Source organism: Marinobacter sp. F4206 (assembly GCF_019392195.1).
Taxonomy (GTDB): Bacteria; Pseudomonadota; Gammaproteobacteria; order Pseudomonadales; family Oleiphilaceae; genus Marinobacter.
In genome coordinates this window covers 37,764-56,100 of the sequence record NZ_JAHXKI010000006.1, presented here as the reverse complement: position 1 = coordinate 56,100, position 18,337 = coordinate 37,764, and the positions used below count along the sequence as shown (strand labels likewise).

The 18,337-nt window shown below is 56.9% G+C and carries 15 protein-coding genes; 8 read left to right on the top strand and 7 right to left on the bottom strand.

What is annotated here, in order from left to right; genetic code table 11:
• Positions 1 to 80 precede the first annotated feature (80 nt).
• From glnE to KZO34_RS17575, 3 genes are all read left to right on the top strand, one after another.
• On the top strand, positions 81 to 2,984 hold the full coding sequence (glnE, locus tag KZO34_RS17585; RefSeq protein WP_219478226.1) for a bifunctional [glutamate--ammonia ligase]-adenylyl-L-tyrosine phosphorylase/[glutamate--ammonia-ligase] adenylyltransferase: 2,904 nt from the start codon (positions 81 to 83) through the stop codon (positions 2,982 to 2,984).
• Between the two features lie 80 nt (positions 2,985 to 3,064).
• The gene (locus tag KZO34_RS17580; protein ID WP_219478224.1) at positions 3,065 to 3,991 is read left to right on the top strand and encodes a branched-chain amino acid transaminase; all 927 of its coding nucleotides are present in this window, start codon (positions 3,065 to 3,067) and stop codon (positions 3,989 to 3,991) included.
• A 90-nt stretch (positions 3,992 to 4,081) separates the two neighbouring features.
• Positions 4,082 to 4,486: a DUF6165 family protein gene (locus KZO34_RS17575; protein ID WP_219478222.1), complete on the top strand. Its 405-nt coding sequence runs from the start codon at positions 4,082 to 4,084 to the stop codon at positions 4,484 to 4,486.
• Positions 4,487 to 4,534: 48 nt separating this feature from the next.
• Here KZO34_RS17575 and KZO34_RS17570 read toward each other — a convergent pair whose 3' ends face one another.
• Positions 4,535 to 5,572 carry a glycosyltransferase family 9 protein gene (locus KZO34_RS17570; protein WP_219478220.1) on the bottom strand — a complete coding sequence of 346 codons (1,038 nt, stop codon included), beginning with the start codon at positions 5,570 to 5,572 and terminating at the stop codon, positions 4,535 to 4,537.
• Positions 5,573 to 5,768: 196 nt separating this feature from the next.
• On the opposite strand from KZO34_RS17570, the gene KZO34_RS17565 reads away from it, so the two are divergent.
• The 4 genes from KZO34_RS17565 to KZO34_RS17550 are packed head-to-tail and all read left to right on the top strand — an operon-like array spanning position 5,769 to position 9,695.
• Positions 5,769 to 6,443, top strand: coding sequence for a 3-deoxy-D-manno-octulosonic acid kinase (locus KZO34_RS17565; RefSeq protein ID WP_257900511.1), 675 nt, complete (start codon positions 5,769 to 5,771; stop codon positions 6,441 to 6,443).
• Positions 6,440 to 7,558 (top strand): glycosyltransferase family 4 protein, encoded by a 1,119-nt coding sequence (locus tag KZO34_RS17560; protein ID WP_219478216.1) that lies wholly within the window; start codon positions 6,440 to 6,442, stop codon positions 7,556 to 7,558. The genes KZO34_RS17565 and KZO34_RS17560 overlap by 4 nt, the downstream gene beginning before the upstream one ends.
• Complete coding sequence (locus KZO34_RS17555) at positions 7,559 to 8,635, top strand: CDP-glycerol glycerophosphotransferase family protein (protein ID WP_219478214.1); 1,077 nt, start codon at positions 7,559 to 7,561, stop codon at positions 8,633 to 8,635.
• A gap of 34 nt (positions 8,636 to 8,669) precedes the next feature.
• Positions 8,670 to 9,695 (top strand): alpha-2,8-polysialyltransferase family protein, encoded by a 1,026-nt coding sequence (locus KZO34_RS17550; protein WP_219478212.1) that lies wholly within the window; start codon positions 8,670 to 8,672, stop codon positions 9,693 to 9,695.
• Between the two features lie 102 nt (positions 9,696 to 9,797).
• On the opposite strand, the gene KZO34_RS17545 is transcribed toward KZO34_RS17550, so the two are convergent.
• The 3 genes from KZO34_RS17545 to KZO34_RS17535 form a co-directional block, all read right to left on the bottom strand.
• Positions 9,798 to 11,816 (bottom strand): O-antigen ligase family protein, encoded by a 2,019-nt coding sequence (locus KZO34_RS17545; protein WP_219478210.1) that lies wholly within the window; start codon positions 11,814 to 11,816, stop codon positions 9,798 to 9,800.
• A gap of 63 nt (positions 11,817 to 11,879) precedes the next feature.
• Positions 11,880 to 12,785 carry a lysophospholipid acyltransferase family protein gene (locus tag KZO34_RS17540; RefSeq protein ID WP_219478208.1) on the bottom strand — a complete coding sequence of 302 codons (906 nt, stop codon included), beginning with the start codon at positions 12,783 to 12,785 and terminating at the stop codon, positions 11,880 to 11,882.
• A complete protein-coding gene (locus KZO34_RS17535; protein ID WP_219478206.1) occupies positions 12,782 to 14,197 on the bottom strand; it encodes a mannose-1-phosphate guanylyltransferase/mannose-6-phosphate isomerase in 1,416 nt (471 codons plus the stop codon). Before KZO34_RS17535 ends, KZO34_RS17540 begins: the two co-directional genes overlap by 4 nt.
• A gap of 132 nt (positions 14,198 to 14,329) precedes the next feature.
• On the opposite strand from KZO34_RS17535, the gene KZO34_RS17530 reads away from it, so the two are divergent.
• Entirely contained in the window at positions 14,330 to 15,118 is a 789-nt protein-coding gene (locus KZO34_RS17530; RefSeq protein WP_219478204.1) for a glycosyltransferase family 2 protein, read from the top strand.
• A 22-nt stretch (positions 15,119 to 15,140) separates the two neighbouring features.
• Here the strand turns inward: KZO34_RS17530 and KZO34_RS17525 are convergent, their stop codons facing one another.
• From KZO34_RS17525 to KZO34_RS17515, 3 genes are read right to left on the bottom strand one after another with little or no spacing between them, the layout of a single operon-like run.
• Positions 15,141 to 16,202: a glycosyltransferase gene (locus tag KZO34_RS17525; RefSeq protein WP_219478202.1), complete on the bottom strand. Its 1,062-nt coding sequence runs from the start codon at positions 16,200 to 16,202 to the stop codon at positions 15,141 to 15,143.
• Positions 16,199 to 17,314 (bottom strand): glycosyltransferase family 4 protein, encoded by a 1,116-nt coding sequence (locus KZO34_RS17520; protein WP_219478199.1) that lies wholly within the window; start codon positions 17,312 to 17,314, stop codon positions 16,199 to 16,201. Before KZO34_RS17520 ends, KZO34_RS17525 begins: the two co-directional genes overlap by 4 nt.
• Entirely contained in the window at positions 17,311 to 18,297 is a 987-nt protein-coding gene (locus KZO34_RS17515) for a mitochondrial fission ELM1 family protein (RefSeq protein ID WP_219478197.1), read from the bottom strand. Before KZO34_RS17515 ends, KZO34_RS17520 begins: the two co-directional genes overlap by 4 nt.
• Between the last annotated feature and the right edge of the window lie 40 nt (positions 18,298 to 18,337).

Below are 18,337 nucleotides of genomic sequence, written 5' to 3'. Positions count from 1 at the left end.
CCGGGGATCCGGCCTGTTCAGTCGAGGTTGAGTTCGTTATACAGTACCGGAAATATAACAGAGAGACAGGGGTTTGCATTATGTCCGAGCCGTGGAGCTCCCTTCCGACTCCCTTGGCCGAAGAGGTCGCCTCCTGCTGGGATTCGGTGTTCCCCGAAGGCATTCCGGCCTGGCTGAGAACGACGGCGGGAATGTCCGAGGAGGTTGTGGCCAATGCCATGGCTCGCAGCCTTTTCCTGAGACAGACGCTTGAGCGTCACCCAGAGCAGGTTCAGGTCATCCTGAACGCTCGCCCGCTTAGCGAGCCCACGACGCCGGAGTTTTTGGCACATCGCTGGCAGCAGTATCTTGCCACGGTGGAGGATGAGTCTTCTTTGCATTCCGCTTTGCGCCGGTTTCGTCGCGAGGCCCAGTTCCGGATCATTTGGCGCGACCTGCTGCGTTGGGCCAATCTGGACGAAACGATTGCTGCAACCAGTGCCTTCGCGGACACCTGCATTCAGGGCGCTCTTGATTGGTTATACGAAGATGCCTGCGAGCAGTCCGGCACGCCTTGGGGAGCGGACCCGGCTACCGGCAAAGACGCGCCTCAGAAGATGGTCGTGTTGGGTATGGGTAAACTGGGGGGCCGGGAACTGAATGTTTCCTCGGATATCGATCTGATCTTTGCCTTTCCGGGCAATGGAGAAACCCGGGGCGGTCCGCGTTCTCTGGATAATCAGACCTTTTTTATTCGCCTGGGGCAGCGCTTGATCCAGGCGCTGGACCAGATAACCGCCGATGGCTTTGTCTTCCGTGTCGACATGCGGCTTCGGCCCTATGGTCAGAGTGGCGCCCTTGCGCTCAGTTTCGCCGCCCTTGAAGCCTACTATCAAGATCAGGGGCGGGACTGGGAGCGCTACGCCATGGTCAAGGCCCGTGTGGTGGCGGGAGACCAATCCGCCGGCCAGGTTTTGATGACGAGCCTCCGGCCTTTTGTCTATCGCAAATACATTGACTTCAGTGCGTTCGAATCACTGCGTAGCATGAAGGCGATGATCAGTCGGGAGGTGCGCCGCAAGGGGCTTGAGAACAACATCAAGCTTGGCAGCGGCGGCATCCGTGAGATCGAATTTGTGGTGCAGGCCTTTCAGCTGATCCGGGGTGGCCGCGACCGGGAACTCCAGCAGCGTGAACTGCTGCTGATACTGAAGGAGCTGGAAGCGCTCGAGCTATTGCCCCCCCAGGTGGTGGAGGAATTGAGGGAGGCGTATGTCTTCCTGCGCAATCTTGAGCATGCGTTGCAGGGCATGGAAGACAAGCAAACCCAGTTGCTGCCCGCCGACGACCTGAGCCAGGCCCGAATCGCCATGATCATGGGATACGATGATTGGAGCTCCTGCGAGGCGGCCCTGGAAGAACACCGGCAACGGGTGGCAACCCATTTTGCGAACATCATTGCGACCGAGGATGACGATCAGTCGGGTGCGGCGGGACTTGAAGAAGGCTGGCATGAACTCTGGCTGGCGGAAATCGACGATGCCGCTTCCGCCCGATGGCTGACTTACCATGGTTATGAAGATGCAGAGGCAACCTGTCAGGCGCTGAAGGACCTGCGCGAAAACCGAACCGTTCAGACCATGCAGACGCAGGGGCGCACGCGCCTCAACCAGTTTATGCCGGTTTTACTGGAAGCCCTGACGCAGGTCGAAAACCCGTCGGAGACTCTGTCCCGGGTGCTGCAACTGGTCGACGCAATACTTCGCCGTACCGCCTACATGGTGCTTTTGCTGGAGAACCCCGGGGCGCGGACCCAGCTGGTCAAACTGTGTAGCGAGAGTCCCTGGATTGCACGGCAGCTGGCGGAAACACCGCTGTTGCTGGATGAGCTTCTGAACGCCGAAAGCCTCTACCATCCTCCGGCCAAGGAGGAGTTACAGGATGACTTGCGACAGCAAATGATGAGGATCCCCTTCGAAGACCTTGAAGAGCAGATGGAATCCCTGCGTCACTTCAAGAAGGCCCACATCCTGCGGTTGGCGGCCTCTGAACTGAAAGGAACATTGCCGTTGATGAAGGTCAGCGATTACCTGACCTGGCTTGCGGAGGTGGTGCTTGATCACGTTGTTGACGTGGCGTTTTCCAATCTGGTGAGCCGCCATGGCTACCCGAAACGGGCGGATGGGTCTGCCTGTGAGACCGACTTCGCGATTATCGGTTACGGAAAGCTGGGCGGGATTGAGCTGGGGTACACCTCCGACCTCGACCTGGTTTTCGTGCATAATGCGGATCCCGAGCTTTCAACGGATGGCGAGAAGACGATCGATAACGCAGTATTCTATACCCGCCTGGGGCAGCGGATTGTCCATATTCTAAATACCCAGACCCCCGCAGGTTTGCTCTACGAAGTGGATATGCGACTGCGGCCGTCGGGCAACTCGGGGCTGCTGGTCAGCACGCTTCAGGCGTTCGAAAAATACCAGCGGAATGATGCCTGGACCTGGGAGCACCAGGCGCTCGCCCGGGCCCGAGGTGTGGCCGGTTGTCGTGAGACGCTGGAGGCGTTTGAAACGATTCGCCACGACATCCTGTGCCAGTCACGGGATCGGGATAAGCTCCGGGCCGAAGTGGTGGACATGCGGGAGCGGATGCGCGCAAGCCTGGGAACGCCGGAGCATCGCCAGCAGGAGGTGTTTCATATCAAGCATGACACGGGCGGGATTGTGGATATTGAATTCATGGTTCAGTACCTGATGCTGGCCTACAGCTCAGAGCATCCCGAGCTGACCCAGTGGTCAGACAACATTCGACAGATGGAAGAGTTGGGGCGAGTAGGGGTCATGCCGGTCGAGGACACGGAAAGATTACGTGATGCCTTTATTGCCCTGCGTTCGACCATTCATCGGCGGGCGCTGCAGAATCTCAACAGTCAGGTCGAAGCGGATGCCTTTCCGGATGAGCGGGATTACATCCGGGCTATGTGGCAGCGAATCATGGTTAATTAGCTTGCTAAATTTCTTTCTTTTGAAATTTCCTGCTAGAATGCCGGTTCCCCGAAAACCGCTTTTTTTAGGAGCAACGAAGAATGTCGATGGCTGATCGCGATGGCCTTATTTGGCTGGATGGTGAAATGGTTCCCTGGCGGGAAGCCAAAACCCACGTGCTGACCCATACCCTGCATTACGGCCTGGGCTGTTTTGAAGGTGTGCGGGCCTATAATACCGCGAACGGTCCTGCCATTTTTCGTCTGGAAGACCATACCGATCGGCTCTTCCGCTCTGCCCACATCCTCAACATGAAGATGCCGTTCAGCAAGGATGAACTCAACGCGGCCCAATGCGCGGCCGTTCGGGACAACAACCTTGATGAAGCTTACATCCGGCCCATGGTGTTCCTGGGATCTGAGGGCATGGGACTTCGGGCCGACAACCTGAAGGTTCATGTGATGGTCGCCGCCTGGAGCTGGCCGTCTTACATGTCGCCGGAAGCCAAGGAGATAGGGATCAAGGTGCGGACCTCGTCCTACACCCGTCACCACGTCAACATCACCATGTGCAAGGCGAAGGCAAACGGCAACTACATCAACTCCATGCTGGCGCTGAACGAAGCGATTGCCAGTGGCTGTGAGGAAGCATTGCTGCTCGATAACGAGGGCTATGTTGCCGAAGGCTCGGGCGAGAATATCTTCATCATTCGCGACGGTGTCCTGCATACGCCAGAGCTGACCTCCTGCCTCGAGGGTATTACCCGCCAGACCATCCTCGACTTTGCCAGCGAATTGAACATCCCGGTCAAAGAGCGCCGGATCACCCGGGATGAGGTGTACATCGCTGAAGAGGCCTTCTTCACGGGCACCGCCGCAGAAGTACTGCCGATTCGCGAGCTAGACGGCCGGGTGATTGGCGCCGGCAAACGCGGTCCGGTAACCGAGAAGCTGCAGGGAATGTACTTCGATGCGGTCAAGGGCAAGCTGGACGCTCACAAAGGCTGGTTGACGCCGGTTAGCGGCTGATCGGCGAACAAAGTGCCCAGGCCGCCTTCTGCGTAAGAGCAGTCAGGCGGCCTTGTTGTTTAAACCCACTTAATTTTTCAGGAATAGCACATGGCAGACGTCATTAAAGTCCCCGTCTCCTTCGGCGAGGTCCTCGACAAGATTACGATCCTTGAAATCAAATCCGAGCGCATCAAGGATGAGGCAAAGGTTAGAAACGTGCGTCTGGAACTGGATGAGCTCAGCGCCACCTGGAACGAAGCCGTCAAGGACCAAGCCGCGATCTCGGACCTGAGAAAGCAGCTCAAGGCGGTGAATGAGGCGCTCTGGGAGATCGAGGACGACATTCGGGATCAGGAAGCCGAGCAGGATTTCGGGCCCCGCTTCATCGAACTGGCCCGGGCCGTTTACGTGACGAACGACAAGCGCGCCGCGATCAAGAAAGACGTTAACCTTGCCCTCGGTTCCCGGTTCGTGGAAGAGAAATCCTACCAGGATTACACCGCGAAGAAGTAATCGGTTCCGATGCCCTGTTGCGGGTCAGCCGTTCGCGACGGACCCGTATCAGCGGTTGGCTTTGCTCTCAACCCAGCGATCCAGCATTGCGGTCACATCTTCCACAGTGACCAGTTCCATCGCCCCTTCAAACTCTGCCTTGGCACCCCATCTGGCCTCATCGACCGTCTTTCCGGTGAACTGCTTTAGTGCCTCGGGGTAACGGTTGACGCACCACTGCAGTGAGTTGTAAGGCCCTGAGCGGTCGGGATTGCTGGCGGCGAACAGCCCGAGGACATCGGTGCCCACGGCACTGGCTATGTGGGCCGGGCCGGTGTCGGGAGCGACCACCAGATCGGCGTGTGTCATCAGGGCGGTGAGCTGCTTCAGGGTGTCCTGGCCGCAGATGTTGTGAGCATTTTCCGTCATCTCGGATTCGATAGCGGCACAATAATCGGCTTCGAAAGGTGCCGGACTGCCTACCAGAATCACCTTCATTCCGTGGGTTCGGATGGCGTGGTCGGCCAAGTGGGCATAATGCCTTGCCGGCCAGTTGCGCAGGGTGTGGCTGGCGCACGGGCTGATCACGAGATTCCGGCGGTCCTCGGCCAGGTGCTGTCGGGCAAAGGCGTGGTCGCTGTCGGTCAGTGGAATCATCCAGCGTGGAGGTGCGGGGTCAAGTCCGAGTGGTTCCAGAAAGCTCGCCAGGCAATCGCGGACGTGCTGATGTTGAGCGGGCTTGATACGTCGGTTGATGAACAGGCTGTGGAGGTCCTTACTCCGCGCTGTATCGTAGCCCACCCGGATTTTCGCAGGAATGCACGCGGACGCCAGGTTGGCTCGGAAGGCGACCTGCATATGCAGCAAAGCATCAAACCTGCGCCCTTTCATTTTCTGGCGCAGCTCCGAGTAGCCTTGGCGGCCCGCCTTCTTGTCAAAAATGACGAACTCGACGCCGGGAAGGTCACCGATCAGCTTGGCTTCTATTTTGCCAATCACCCAGGTGATTTTTACACCCGGAAGCTGTTCCTGGAGGCTCAGGACCACAGGAACGACGTGCGTGACATCGCCAATGGCGGACAGGCGGAGAATGCAGATCGACTTCATTTAACAGGGATCCATGGCATGTTCGAGAACGGGTTTGTAGAGCTTTGCAGCTAATCATTGGTAAACTGGCCGCCATTCTATATCACTCACCGGCAGACGTCCCGATACCTGCCTGGTCTGTTGGCTGCTCTCATGTTCTGGCGTACGGGGATCCATGGTCGAGTCTGAAATCTGTGAACGACAAGAGGGCTCAGGATTGCTCATACATCCGGATTATGAGGGACGAGTCACCGTCGACTGGTTCAGTCCCGAATACTGGGGAAAACGGGCCCAACCGGTCAGCAGTGGTGGCCGTGGGGGCGCCTGGTTTATCGATGCCGATGGAAGTCGGCTTGTGTTGCGGGAGTACCGCCGTGGTGGCCTCGTAGCCAAGCTATCCGAGAAGGCCTATGCCTTCACCCGTGAACGGGACGTGCGCTCGTTCTCAGAATTCCGGCTGTTGAATCAACTTGACCAGATGGGACTTCCGGTTCCCAGAGCAGTGGCTGCCTGGTACCGGAAGGTGTCACCGGTGCACTATCGGGCGGCCATTATCATTGAGCGGCTGGACGAGACGGTTCCTCTTGCCGAGTTGATAACGACGTTACAGGCCGCTGACTGGTATGCGCTGGGTCAGACCATTCGGCGCTTCCACGACCATGGTGTTCATCACGCCGATCTGAACTGTTTCAACGTTCTGGTCAGGGGAGAAACTTTCTATCTGATCGACTTCGACAAAGGACAGATTCGACCACCCGGATCGGCTTCCAGCTGGAAGAACGCCAACCTTGAACGATTTGCCAGATCCTTGAGAAAAGTGGCAGGTGAAGCCGCACAGAAAGGCGTCTGGGATGCTTTTATGAACGGATACAATGGGAGTCACTCCGCTTGACCAATCATCAGGAAAATACCTCGCTGCCTGCCATCCTGTGCCTGACAGATGCCTGCGACCGCCCGGAGACGGAGCTGTTTATCGGGTTGAAGAGGGCAGGCTTTGACGTCGATGTCATGTGTAATCCCAAAGGCCGGAACTATCAGCGCCTCGTTGATGAAGGAATGGTCGCGCAGCCCATGGCGTTGGAAAGTCGCTTCGACAAAGCCGGAATAGCCGCGATTCGGGAGCAGCTCGCGAAGAAAAACTACGAAATTATCCACGCCTACAACCCCAGAGCCCTGGCGTGCGGCATTAAAGCGTCCAAAGGGACCGATATCAGGATCGTTGCCTATCGTGGGGTTATCGGGAACATCAGTTTTCTGAACCCTGAATCCTGGATAACGTTCCTCCATCCCCGGGTCAGCAAGATTGTCTGCGTTGCCGATGCCATCAAAGATTATCTGGCGAGCCTGACGTTTCTCTGGATGCGGATTCCGGATTCGAAACTCCAGCGGATCTACAAGGGCCATGATCTGGACTGGTATCAGGCAGAGCCTGCGGACCTGAGTGAGTTTGGGGTACAGGAAGGGGATTTTGTTGTCTGTTGCACTGGGCGAAACTCTCCCAGAAAGGGATTTGATGTGCTGGTGAATGCTGTAGGAGACCTCCCGAAGGATGTCGAGGTTCATCTGCTACTGGTAGGCGACGTTGACAAGAATGATGCAATAAAAGAACTGGTTGCCAACTCGCCTCGCTCCGAAAGAATCCATTTTACTGGTTACCGAAACGATGCGCCTGCCATTGCAGCTGCCAGTGATGTATTTGTGCTGCCGTCCACGGAACGTGAAGGGTTGCCTCGGGCGGTGATTGAGTCCATGGCCTATGGTGTTACGCCGGTTGTGACCGGGGTGGGTGGAATGCCTGAGTTGGTTGAAGATGGTGTGAGCGGTCTGGTTGTCGAGCCAAAGAGCAGTGCCGCACTGGCCCGGGCTATTGAGTCTCTCTACCGTGATCGAGGGCTGTTGGCGGAGCTTGGGCAGGCTGCCAGGAACCGTATTGCGAACGCGTTTCACACCTCGCAAACCGTCCTTGAAACCGGCGAGCTTTACAAGTCATTGACAGGCAGGAAGTGAATGCGCCGATACCTTTTTTTTGTAAATCAGCCCTATTCCTACTCGATTCTTCGTCCGCTCCAGGAAGAGATTCGTCGGCGGGGTGGGGAAGCGGCCTGGTTCGTAGCGGGATGCACGGCAGAGCCTCTGGGACCGGATGAGCGTCACCTCAAGACCGTAAAAGAGGTGATGGAATTTAACGCTGATGCGACCTTCGTGCCTGGCGACTGGGTTCCCTATTTTTTTCCGGGTATCAAGGTCGAAGTATTTCACGGAATGGCGCGCAACAAGCGTGGTCACAACAGTGAGGCTGAAAGCGACCACTATCGTATTCGGGGATGGTTTGATCTCTACTGCACTCACGCAGAGACGGATACCGCCAAATTCCAGCAGCTGGCTGAATTACACCAGCACTTTGCGGTTGCCCACACCGGCTGGCCGAAACTGGATTCTTTGTTGCAGAAACAGGTTCAAGGACCGCGTGCGCGTGGACAGGGTGAACTGCCTGTCGTGTTCTACGCATCGACCTTCAGCCGATCCGTGACATCGGCGCCAGCTCTGGTGGAAAAAATAGCAGAACTTGCATCAAGTGGGCGATGGAAATTTATTGTTACGCTTCACCCCAAAATGGAAGCGTCAGTCGTCGAGCAATACCGCAGCCTGGCCGGAGAGAATCTTCGCTTTGTCGAAAGTGACGAGGATCTTTTGCCCATACTGCCGCAAGCCGACGTGATGCTCTGCGATACCTCATCCATCATGTTCGAGTTCATGTTCCTGGATCGTCCTGTGGTGACTTTCAGGACGAAAATGCCGGGCCCCTACCTCATTGATGTGGACAACGTTAGGGATGTAGAACCCGCTCTGGAAAAAGCGCTTAAATACCCGGGGGAGTTGATGGATGAGACTCGGAAATTGTGCGATGAATTGCACAGTTTCCGCGATGGCCATTCCAGTGGTCGTGTTCTGGATGCGGTGGATGATTTCCTGGTTAACAAACAGGCGGGATTAAGGCGAAAGCCTCTGAACTTACTCAGGAAGGTCAAGGTGAGGCGTCGCTTGCGAAGGGAGCTCAAAAAGCAGTCGGTAAGCAGCCAATGAACGATTTCACCTCGTGACTCAGGAGTACGCGAGCTTGAACCGCAACCAGGGTTGCATCAATGTTTTCGTTGCCAGTACACCGTTGCAGCTCATCGGCTGTTCCGAGGCTCGCGAGCATTATGGATGTGCGAGTGACTCCTGTGTGTTGATTGTGGCGAGGCCTGACAACAAAGAGACAGAGTCTCAGATGGCTTTCCTGGCGGATTCTTTGGGCTGGAAAGGTCAAGATACTGTCTTCTTGGGAAAGACGTCGTTTTATTTCAGGCTTGGCTCCATTTTTCGGCGGCTGTCAGGTTGTTTGATAGCTCGTCTCTTCATCGGGAACAAGAACAGCTGGGTTCACGAGATCTTCTATCTTGGTTTGGATAGCGCCCAGGTCATCTTTGTGGATGATGGTCTGGCGACCGTGAAGTATTACCACGCCATTCACGATGAAAGTTTCCATCCGCGAATTTCGAGTGGGAAGAGAAGGGTGCTGGCTGCCATGGGAATTCAGCTTACTGCTGAACGCGATACTGGTACCGTCGCCTTTTTTACTTGCTTCCCCTTGCCTGATTCCGAGCGAATTAGTATCGAAATTCACGATTTTCCCTTGTTTCGACGGACGTTCAAAACCGATGTCTCAAATTCGGGAAACAGGCCGGTAGTGGCCTTTTTGGGGCAGCCCTTTGGAGGGGAGGAGCGGCTGGAGCGACTGAAGATGCAGATTCAGCTTGTAGTCCAGCGGCACAAAAATGCCCGAATCCTGTATTTCCTGCACAGAAAGGAAGTTCCTGGGGAGCTTGAGAGGGTACTTGGAGCATTTCCGGTGGAAATACGGCAAGCCGGACGCCCAATTGAAGTTGAGGTAGCCATGTCAGGAGAGTCCTACCTTGGGTTCTACAGTTTCGCCTCAACTGCTCTGTTCACGATCAAGAAGATTTTTCCTGAGATGCAGGTTTTTCAGATAGATGACAAGATCCTTGCTTCCAGCCTTCCCTACTACGATGAGATAGTCGAGATGCTGCATGGTATCGGTGTTCAGACAACGGGTTTACATTCGTTCGTGGTGCCGAAATAGAGGTCTCTCTATTGCAGTTTTTGGCTGGCCTTCAGGTTTGATCGGTTGTTCAGGCGCCTGAGTCCGCTCTTGGAAAGCAGCGCCGAAGCAACTGCGAACATATCATTCATCTGCACTGGCAATGTTTTTGTCCCGCGACAGCGTCCATAAGCCCGCATATTTATTGAACGTGACCTGGGCATAGGTCACCGCCGTTAAATACCCGACTGCGCCATCAAGAAAGCCAAAACGGATGAAATACACCTGAACAAAGGTCATCAGGCCCCTCAGGGTCGGGTATACCATTGTGCGGGTTTTCTTGCCCTTGCGGTGTTTTTCCAGTGAGCCAAGCCAGGCGTATTTGGCGCTTTTTTCCAGGGAGTGACCGAAATCCCGATGGGTGTAGTGGGTCAGTCGACCTCGCAGGGTTTTTATTTTCCGGCCTTCCGGTATCAGGATGCGCTCATGGACCAGGGCATCGGAAAAGCTCACGCCCTCGCGCCGGAACAGGCGAAGGGGCGCACGGCCGCTGCGACCGAAGTCGAGACGTGTGCCATAGATCGTAACGGCCCAGGGCAGTTTGTAGGCATCGGCGTCAGGATCGGCAAGGTGGTGATTGATTTCCCGGGCCAGTTCCGGCGTCACACGCTCATCGGCATCCAGTGACAGCACCCATTCCCCGGTGGCTTTCTCCAGGGCCCGTTGCTTCTGTATCCCGAAGCCTGGCCAATCGGTGACCTCGACGATGTCGGCGTACTCCCTCGCGATTTCTGCGGTTCGGTCTGAGCTTCCGCTGTCCAGCACGATAACTTCGTCTGCGACCAGTCGCGCCGACCTCAGGCAGTCGGCAATATGCGCTTCTTCGTTCTTGGTAATAATGGTCGCGGACACCTTGCGGTTTCGCTGCCGAACGTAGGAGGCGCTGAGCTCATAAAACAGGGCCGAGGCAATGGCCGCGACGGAAAGCAGGTAAAAGGTCAGGAACAGGTTACGATTGAACGTGGCTTCCGTCAGGCCAAAGAAAAAATAGCCGGTACTGACCAAGGCGCCTGCGGCGGCGAGGTGCGCGGCGGGGAGATGCCGACTGAAAAGATGCCGGACAAATATCGTCAGCGGTATGAAGATCAACAGGGCCCAGCTCAGGATGCCGGGAATGCCACTGGTGGCTGCATTATTGAAGAAGTCGCTGTGGGCGTGTCCTGAACAGCAGGTGAGCAGGTATTGAGGCGCGGTTCCATTAGCGACAGCGGATTCGATGGCGTGGGTGTAGCCGCCCAGCCCGACGCCCGTCCATGGATGGTCCTTGAACATCTCCCACGCCAGCCCCCAGACCTCGAAGCGTATCTCGATGCCATTATCGAGCGCGCTCCCGTTCATCAGTGCCTCGATGGAATGGGACATGCGGTCGCCGGATACAATTGCCAAGCCAAGAATGGCGGGTATCAGTATCAGGCCGGCCATTCGTGCTTTTCCACCAACAAGAGGGAGGCAAACGAGCAGAAGAAAGGGGAGTGCCACCAGATTGCTCCGGGTTTCGGAAAGCATGGATATAACAGCCGCCAACACGCCAACCACGACGAAAAAGGCTGCCGGTATTTTTCGCCCGGTCCGCAGGAAGAATGAAGCGCCGACCAGCGTCATTACACTGCCCAGTAGTGCCAGGTTGCCAAAACTGATTGGATTGATGCCGCCGCCAAAGCGCATGTTCAGAATGCGGTCAATGGACCAGGACTGGTCTGCAAGCGCTGACGCAAAGGCAATGAGAGCCGACAGGGAGACAAGACCGATCGCGATAAACATCGTTTGGGCTCTTAATCGGATGTAGCTGAGCGCGATGACCAGTGGCCAGAAAACAAGGAATCGTGCATGGCTGCCGAGGGTCTTGCCACCCTCGTAATCAAAACCCTCGAGCATCCACGACCAGGCGCTGACCAGGACAAAAAACCAGAACGCGAAATGCAGTAAACGCAGCTCTTTCGGCGTATCCCAGCCTGCCTTGTACGGGGATTTACGGGCGATGAACACACCGCCGGCAATTGCCAGAAGCAGAGTGGCGCCAGCCAGGATGCTCGAGGACAGAAGGGCTCCGCCAAGTCCGGCCATAAGCAAGGCGAGTGGTAAAGTCCGGGTGGACACGGTCATGTCAGGAAAATCCGAGAGTTAAAAGTGAATAAACAGATCTGGTGTTGCACATCGATCACTGCATCAGCATACCCGGTCGGGATTATAGGGGTTGGTCTCTCCTGGGGGGCGGTGACGCATGCGCTTGTATTCCCACTGGTATTGTTCGGGGATTTCGAGAACACAGTGCTCGATCGAGCGGTTCAGGGCGGTTGTTGCGACAACCGGATCCTTGTCCCCCAGGCCCGCTTCCGTTCTTCTGACAACAATCCGAAAGCCGCGGGCGTTCGGAAGACGCTCGGCGAAAGTGATAAGAACGTTGGCGCCTGTTCGCTGGATCAGCTTGGAAACCAGGGTCATGGTTTTTACTTCCATGCCAAAAAAAGGCGCAAAGGCGTTGCCTTTGCCCCTGGGCGACTGGTCCGGCAATATCCCAGCGACGCCACCTTCCCGGAGTATTGATGCCAGTCTCGCCAGCCCGCGCCGGTCTCCGCGAACGAGTTCCGAACCAAGGCGCCCGCGGACCTTGATCATGTAATCTTCGAACTCGGGCATGTTGGGCGGACTGTACAGGGCTGCCATCTTGTACCGGGACGAAAAGAAGAGCCCGGCCAGCTCCCAGTTTCCCAGGTGAGGGGCAAGAAGGATCAGTCCCTCCTCTCCAGACAGGGCTTCGTCAATGAGTTCCAGGCCTTCGGTTTCTTTGACCAGATCCAGGCATTTCTGCACGGGCCATTCCCACATCAGCGGAACCTCGAGCATGGTCTGACCGGTCTGGATCATGGAGGCCCGGGACGTCGCCTCACGTTCCGCTTCGTTCAGATCGGGCAGGCAGATAGACAGGTTGGTGTCGGTCACCTGTCGGGACTTGGTCGGCAGTTTCCAGATCAGCAGGCCGAGCCATTTTCCGATCCTCTGGGCGTTGGCCAACGATAAGCCGCCGGCCATTCTCAGCAGGCCGGCGATGATGAAGTACTTGAGTTTGCTCATTTACGTCCGTACCGGTCCTCGTACCTGACAATGTCGTCTTCGCCCAGGTAAGAGCCAGACTGCACCTCAATCAACTCAAGGTCGATCACCCCCGGATTTTCCAGTGAATGCACCTGGCCAACCGGAATGTAGGTGGACTGGTTTTCCGTGACCAGATAGGTTTTCTCGCCATTGGTCACCCGTGCGGTGCCACTCACCACGATCCAGTGTTCAGCGCGATGATGGTGCATCTGGACCGACAGCTTGGCGCCCGGCTTCACGGTAATGCGTTTGACCTGGTAACGGGCACCGTTATCGATGGAGTCGTATACGCCCCAGGGGCGGTAGACTTCCCGGTGGTTCATGTGCTCGTGGCGACCATCATTGCGAATCTGTTCGACCACGGTTTTCACGTCCTGCACCTTGTCTTTGTGCGCGACAAGAAGTGCATCTTTGGTTTCGATGATGACCAGGTTGTCGACACCAACTGTCGCGACCAGACGACTGTCGGCGCGAACCAGAGTGTTGGCGGTATCCCGGGCAATGACGTCGCCGGTCAGGCTGTTGCCGGCTTCATCCTTGGTGCTGACGTCCCAGAGGGCTGACCAGGAGCCAATATCGCTCCAGCCCGCATCAAGAGCGACGACAGCCGCCTTGTCGGTTTTCTCCATGACGGCGTAATCCACCGATTCGGAGGGACACTCCGCAAACAGCTGAGGGTTTACCCGAGTGAAGTGAAGGTCTTCGCTTGGGTCCGCGATCGCGGACCTGCAGGCGGAGAGAATGTCAGGACGATGGGTTTCCAGTTCTTTCAGGTAGTCCCGGGCGGAAAACAGGAACATTCCGCTGTTCCAGAGGTAGTCGCCGGAGGCCAGGTAGGTATTGGCCGTGTCGAGGTCCGGCTTTTCAACAAATTTGTCTACGGAGTAGCAATCGTTTGCCAGCTCGGTTCCCCTATGAATGTAGCCATAGCCGGTTTCCGGGTGACTCGGCACGATACCGAAAGTGACCAGTTTGCCTTGTTCCGCCAGTGGAATCGCCTTGGCAACCCCTTGCTGGAATGCCTCGGTATCCTGGATGAGATGGTCGGCGGCCAGAACCAGCATCAGCGGGTTGTCATTGCTGGCGTGCTCGCACAATTGAATCGCCGCCAGGGCAATGGCAGGCGCCGTGTTTCGTCCGCACGGTTCAAGGATGATCCGGGCATCTTCCATACCGGATTGCCGCATCTGCTCGGCGGCCAGGAACCGGTGCTCCTCATTACAGATCAGCAGCGGTTTTTCAGCGTCCATGCCCTCAAGCCGGGCGACAGTTGATTGCAGCATGGACAGGGGGCTGTCCGTCAGCTTCAGAAACTGCTTTGGATTCAGTTGTCGCGACAGGGGCCAGAGCCGGGAACCGGTGCCGCCGGCCATAATGACAGGGTGAATCATGGATTTACTCCGTGCTTGAATGTGAGAACGCCATGCAAAAGTTCCATTTTAGGGGCGCCATCTTACCACAGGGGTATCATAATATTGCCCCGCCACAAACCGAAATCCCGCACCTCGGCATCAGGAGCCACGATGAAGCTGCCACTCTCAGTTTACTACATCACCCAGGACGAGGAAGTCAGGCTACCTGAGTCGTTGGCCAGGGTAGTCGGCTGGGTCGACGAGATCATTGTGGTTGACTCCGGAAGCACCGACAGAACCAGGGAAATAGCAGAAGAGGTGGGCGCCCGCTTTGTTCATCACGACTGGCAGGGGTTCGCCTGCCAGAAGGCGTATGCTGCCAGCCTGTGTCGCAACGACTGGGTGCTGGACCTGGACGCTGATGAAGTGCTCTCGGACGAGCTGGTCGCCAACATCAGGGATCTTTTCTCCAGACCCGTTCCCGACGATGTGGCTGGTTTTCGAATGCGTTGGGTATTGTCCCAGCCTTTGCCCGGGCATCCGTTCCGTCACGACAAAACCAAAAAGATCCTTCGCCTGTACAATCGGAAACGCGCAGTTATCGAGGCGGAGCCGGACAGCAATAATGATCGCCCGCAGGTACGGGTGGGGCGCGTGCTTGAGCTAAAAGGGGATGTTCTGCATCGGACCCTTATCTCACTGGCGCAGATGGAACAAAAATACTGTCAGCTCTCAACGGAGCAGGCCCGATTCCTGGCTGCCAGCGGGCGGCGCATATCCGGAGTTCGCCTGTTTGTGGAGTTTCCGCTCAAGTTCCTGAAGTACTATCTGCTACACAGACAGTTCCTGAACGGTTGGTTCGGTCTTAGTGTTTCAATCACGGCGGCCAACCGTAACTTCATGCGCCTGGCGAAGGCGAAGGAGTTGCAGCTTCTGGAGCGGCTTGAGAGGGAGCACTGAACTTGGCAGGTGAACTTTAGGGTCACTCTGTTGCTTTGGCGGACAGAGTATTTCGATACAGCCGTTCTGTTTCAACGGTCATGCACTCAAGGGTGAGCTCGTCCCGGGCAAAGGCCATGGCGGCGGCTTCGGCCTCTTTCAGTGAAGATAGATTGGCAAGTGCGTTTTGGAGCATGTTGGCAAGACTGTTGGGCTCCCAATCCGGGGATATGGCCTGTGACGGAAGCATATATGCAGGGCCGGATACCGGGGTCGATATGATCGGGCAGCCGGCCAGCAGGCTTTCAATCAGTACATAGGGAAAGCCTTCCCGCTCGGAGCTGATGACCACAAGGTCTGCCTGCCGGTATACGGGCGCCAGGTCGTCGCAAAACCCGGCCAGGGTTGCGCGGTTTTCCAGGCCCAGGCTGGCAACGAGGCGTTCAAGCTCTGAGTGCAGGGTGCCTTCGCCGAAGATGGTGAGGTGAGCGTCCGGGATTTCTCCGGATAGTATCGCCCACGCCCGAATCAAAGTCGCGAACCCTTTGACCGGTTCAAGGCGCCCGATTGCAACGACGTTGGTGACTCCAGCTGGCAGGACGCGGCATTGATCTTTTATTGGGTGGCTTTCGGAGGGCGTCGAAATACCATTAAAGATCAGGTGCTTGTTTGGATGATCAAGGCCGTCAAAAATCTGCGGGCTGACGGCAATGACCGTGTCCAGTTTCCGGAACGCCCTGTGGCTGGACTTGCTGCCATGAACGGTGCCCACACGAGCGCATCCGGCTCCTTGTTTGATGTTGCCGACCAGCTGCGCAGCTTTGTTGCCCTGGGCGTGAAGGATGTCTGGCGCAATTTTCCGGAGGCGTTGTTTCAGGGAGAAATGAAGCCAGGGATTGCGACGCCCGAGCTGAACCGGCGCGGCATGAAAGTGCACACTGTCCGGAAAGTGTTGACGGTAATGTTCATGACCAATCACATGGACGCTGTGTCCACGGCTGGCCAATGCCCGGGCCAGATCGGCCGTGTGCTTTTCCATGCCGCCCCAGGTTGTTCCGGGCGTTGCAAAAAAAAGGGTGACAGTGAGCTTGGGTTGATGGGTCATTGCTGGTTTTTTCGCCGCTCAAGGGCTTGCTCATACACTTGCAGCGTTGACTCTGTCTGCGCCTCCAGTTGAAACCGATACGGAATGTCGATGATCGGCGCTTCAGTATCAAGAAGCCGCAAAACGGTCTCGGCGAATTCATTAGTATTGTCGGGCGTTACCAGCCCGGCCCGGAAGCAGGCCTGGAGGGTTTCCGCGGCCCCGCCCCGATTGTAGCCCACCACTGGCGTGCCTGAAGCGAGGGCTTCGGTCACCGTGCGGCCAAAGGGCTCCGGTTTGGTGCTCATGTGGCACACAACATCAGCCAGAAGGTAGAGCGTAGTCATGTCATTGCGTTGGCCAAGAAAGCTGACCTTGTCGGTCAGATCCAGTCGCGCGCGTTCCTTCTCAAGCTGCTCCAGAAAGCGCTCTTTGCCGGGTTCGGCACCGCCGACGATAATGCCGTGGCAGTCCGGCCGGTGACGGACCAGTTTCGCCATCATGGCCAGGAAGTCCATCTGGCCTTTCCAGCGTGATATTCGGCCCGGCATCATGATGATTTTCTGATCGGCCAGTTGCGGATACTGTCGGAACCAGCGCTGAAGCCACTGGGGGCTGAGTTCCCGCTGCCAGAAGGCATTCAGGTCCACGCCTCGTTGAATCACCGTCAATTTACCCTCTGGCACCGGGTAGTTCTCCAGAATATAGTCCCGGACACACTGTGACACGGCAATCAGGTGATCGGCCCGGGTCATGATGGCACTGTAGGGGGTGACCGAGTACATGCCGTGAAAAGTCGAGACAACCGCAGGGCGCTGGTCTGTTGGGATGCTCTTTAGCGCCAGGTGGATGATCCATGCTGGCATGCGGGACCGGACGTGAACGATGTCCGGCTTCAGCTCCAGCAACAGTTTTCGCATGGGTAGAATCTGGGCAAATGAGGCCGGAGACTTTCGGTGTATGGGCATAAAAATGTGGGTGGAGCCCTGCCCCCGAAGCTGCTCGGCCATCGGGCCACCCTTGGATACCACGAACGACTCGTGCCCCCGTTTCACCAGGTCAGAAGCGAATTCCACGGTGCCCCGTTCGACGCCCCCACTGTATAGCGCAGGCAGTGCCTGGAGAATTCTCAAGTGCTTTTCCTCCTGTTGCCCGATTCTGATTTCTTTGCGGCGGGGAGGAGGGCGCGCGCGATAACCCAGCGGGCCGCCCGGTCTGCTTCCCAAAGCGAATCATTCTGCAGTGATTTCCCTGCCATCACGGCGGCATGATCGCTCCAGCGGGCAATCCGCCCCTCCTGGATCAGGCGATTGACGCCCTCGCCAACCCGACTCCCGGGCCGCGGCGTAAGCTGGAACAGGCCGGTGGGTACGCCTGAGGTGACGGCTTCGCAAACCATGGACATACTGTCCGGGCTCACCCATACGGCTCTGGAGGCGGCCAATTGGTGGCTCAGCCAATTCTGGTGGGTCTCTTCCGGGCCTGCCACGGTGATTCTGGGGCACGCTAGCTCTCTCAGTCTGGACATCAGGTCCTCCGGCGTTCGCCGCGAACCGCTGATGGTCCAGCGCCAGGTCGGGTAATGCCCGATCAGGTGGTTGATCTGTCCAAGCAGCACATCGCTATCCCACTCAAAATGTGGGGAGGGACCTCCAACAAGAACCAGCGCTTCCGGCTTGTCGGTAATCCGGGCCAAAGGCGTAACGGTATTGATCATGCCATCGGTGAGCAAAACGCGGGAAGAGGCGTGAACGCCGTCGTGGGCCGGCATAATGGCAGCGCTGACCCAGCCAAGGGGAAAGCCCGGTTTCATAAGTACCAGGGTCTTGGCGTTCCGGACCCTGCGCAGTGACAGTAGCAGGCGATGGGTGCCAGTTCCCGCAGCAATGATCAGATCGGGTTTTGGCAGCGTCTGGTCGACATCTGGAGCCATCCCCAGCAGCGCGCGCCAGATAGGCACGGTAACCTGATTTGCATCGACCCAGTACAGGCTTGCGCCTGCGAGCACACGAAGCCGGTTGCCCAGGCCTTTCAACTGATTCCTGTGCCCTGGCTTGTTGTCAGTCAGCAGCCACACGACGGGTGCTGGATTCTTGTGCTCAATTGTTTTGGACATAGGTCCCGGTCAGTGGTTACCGGCCTCCCCGTTGCTGCAG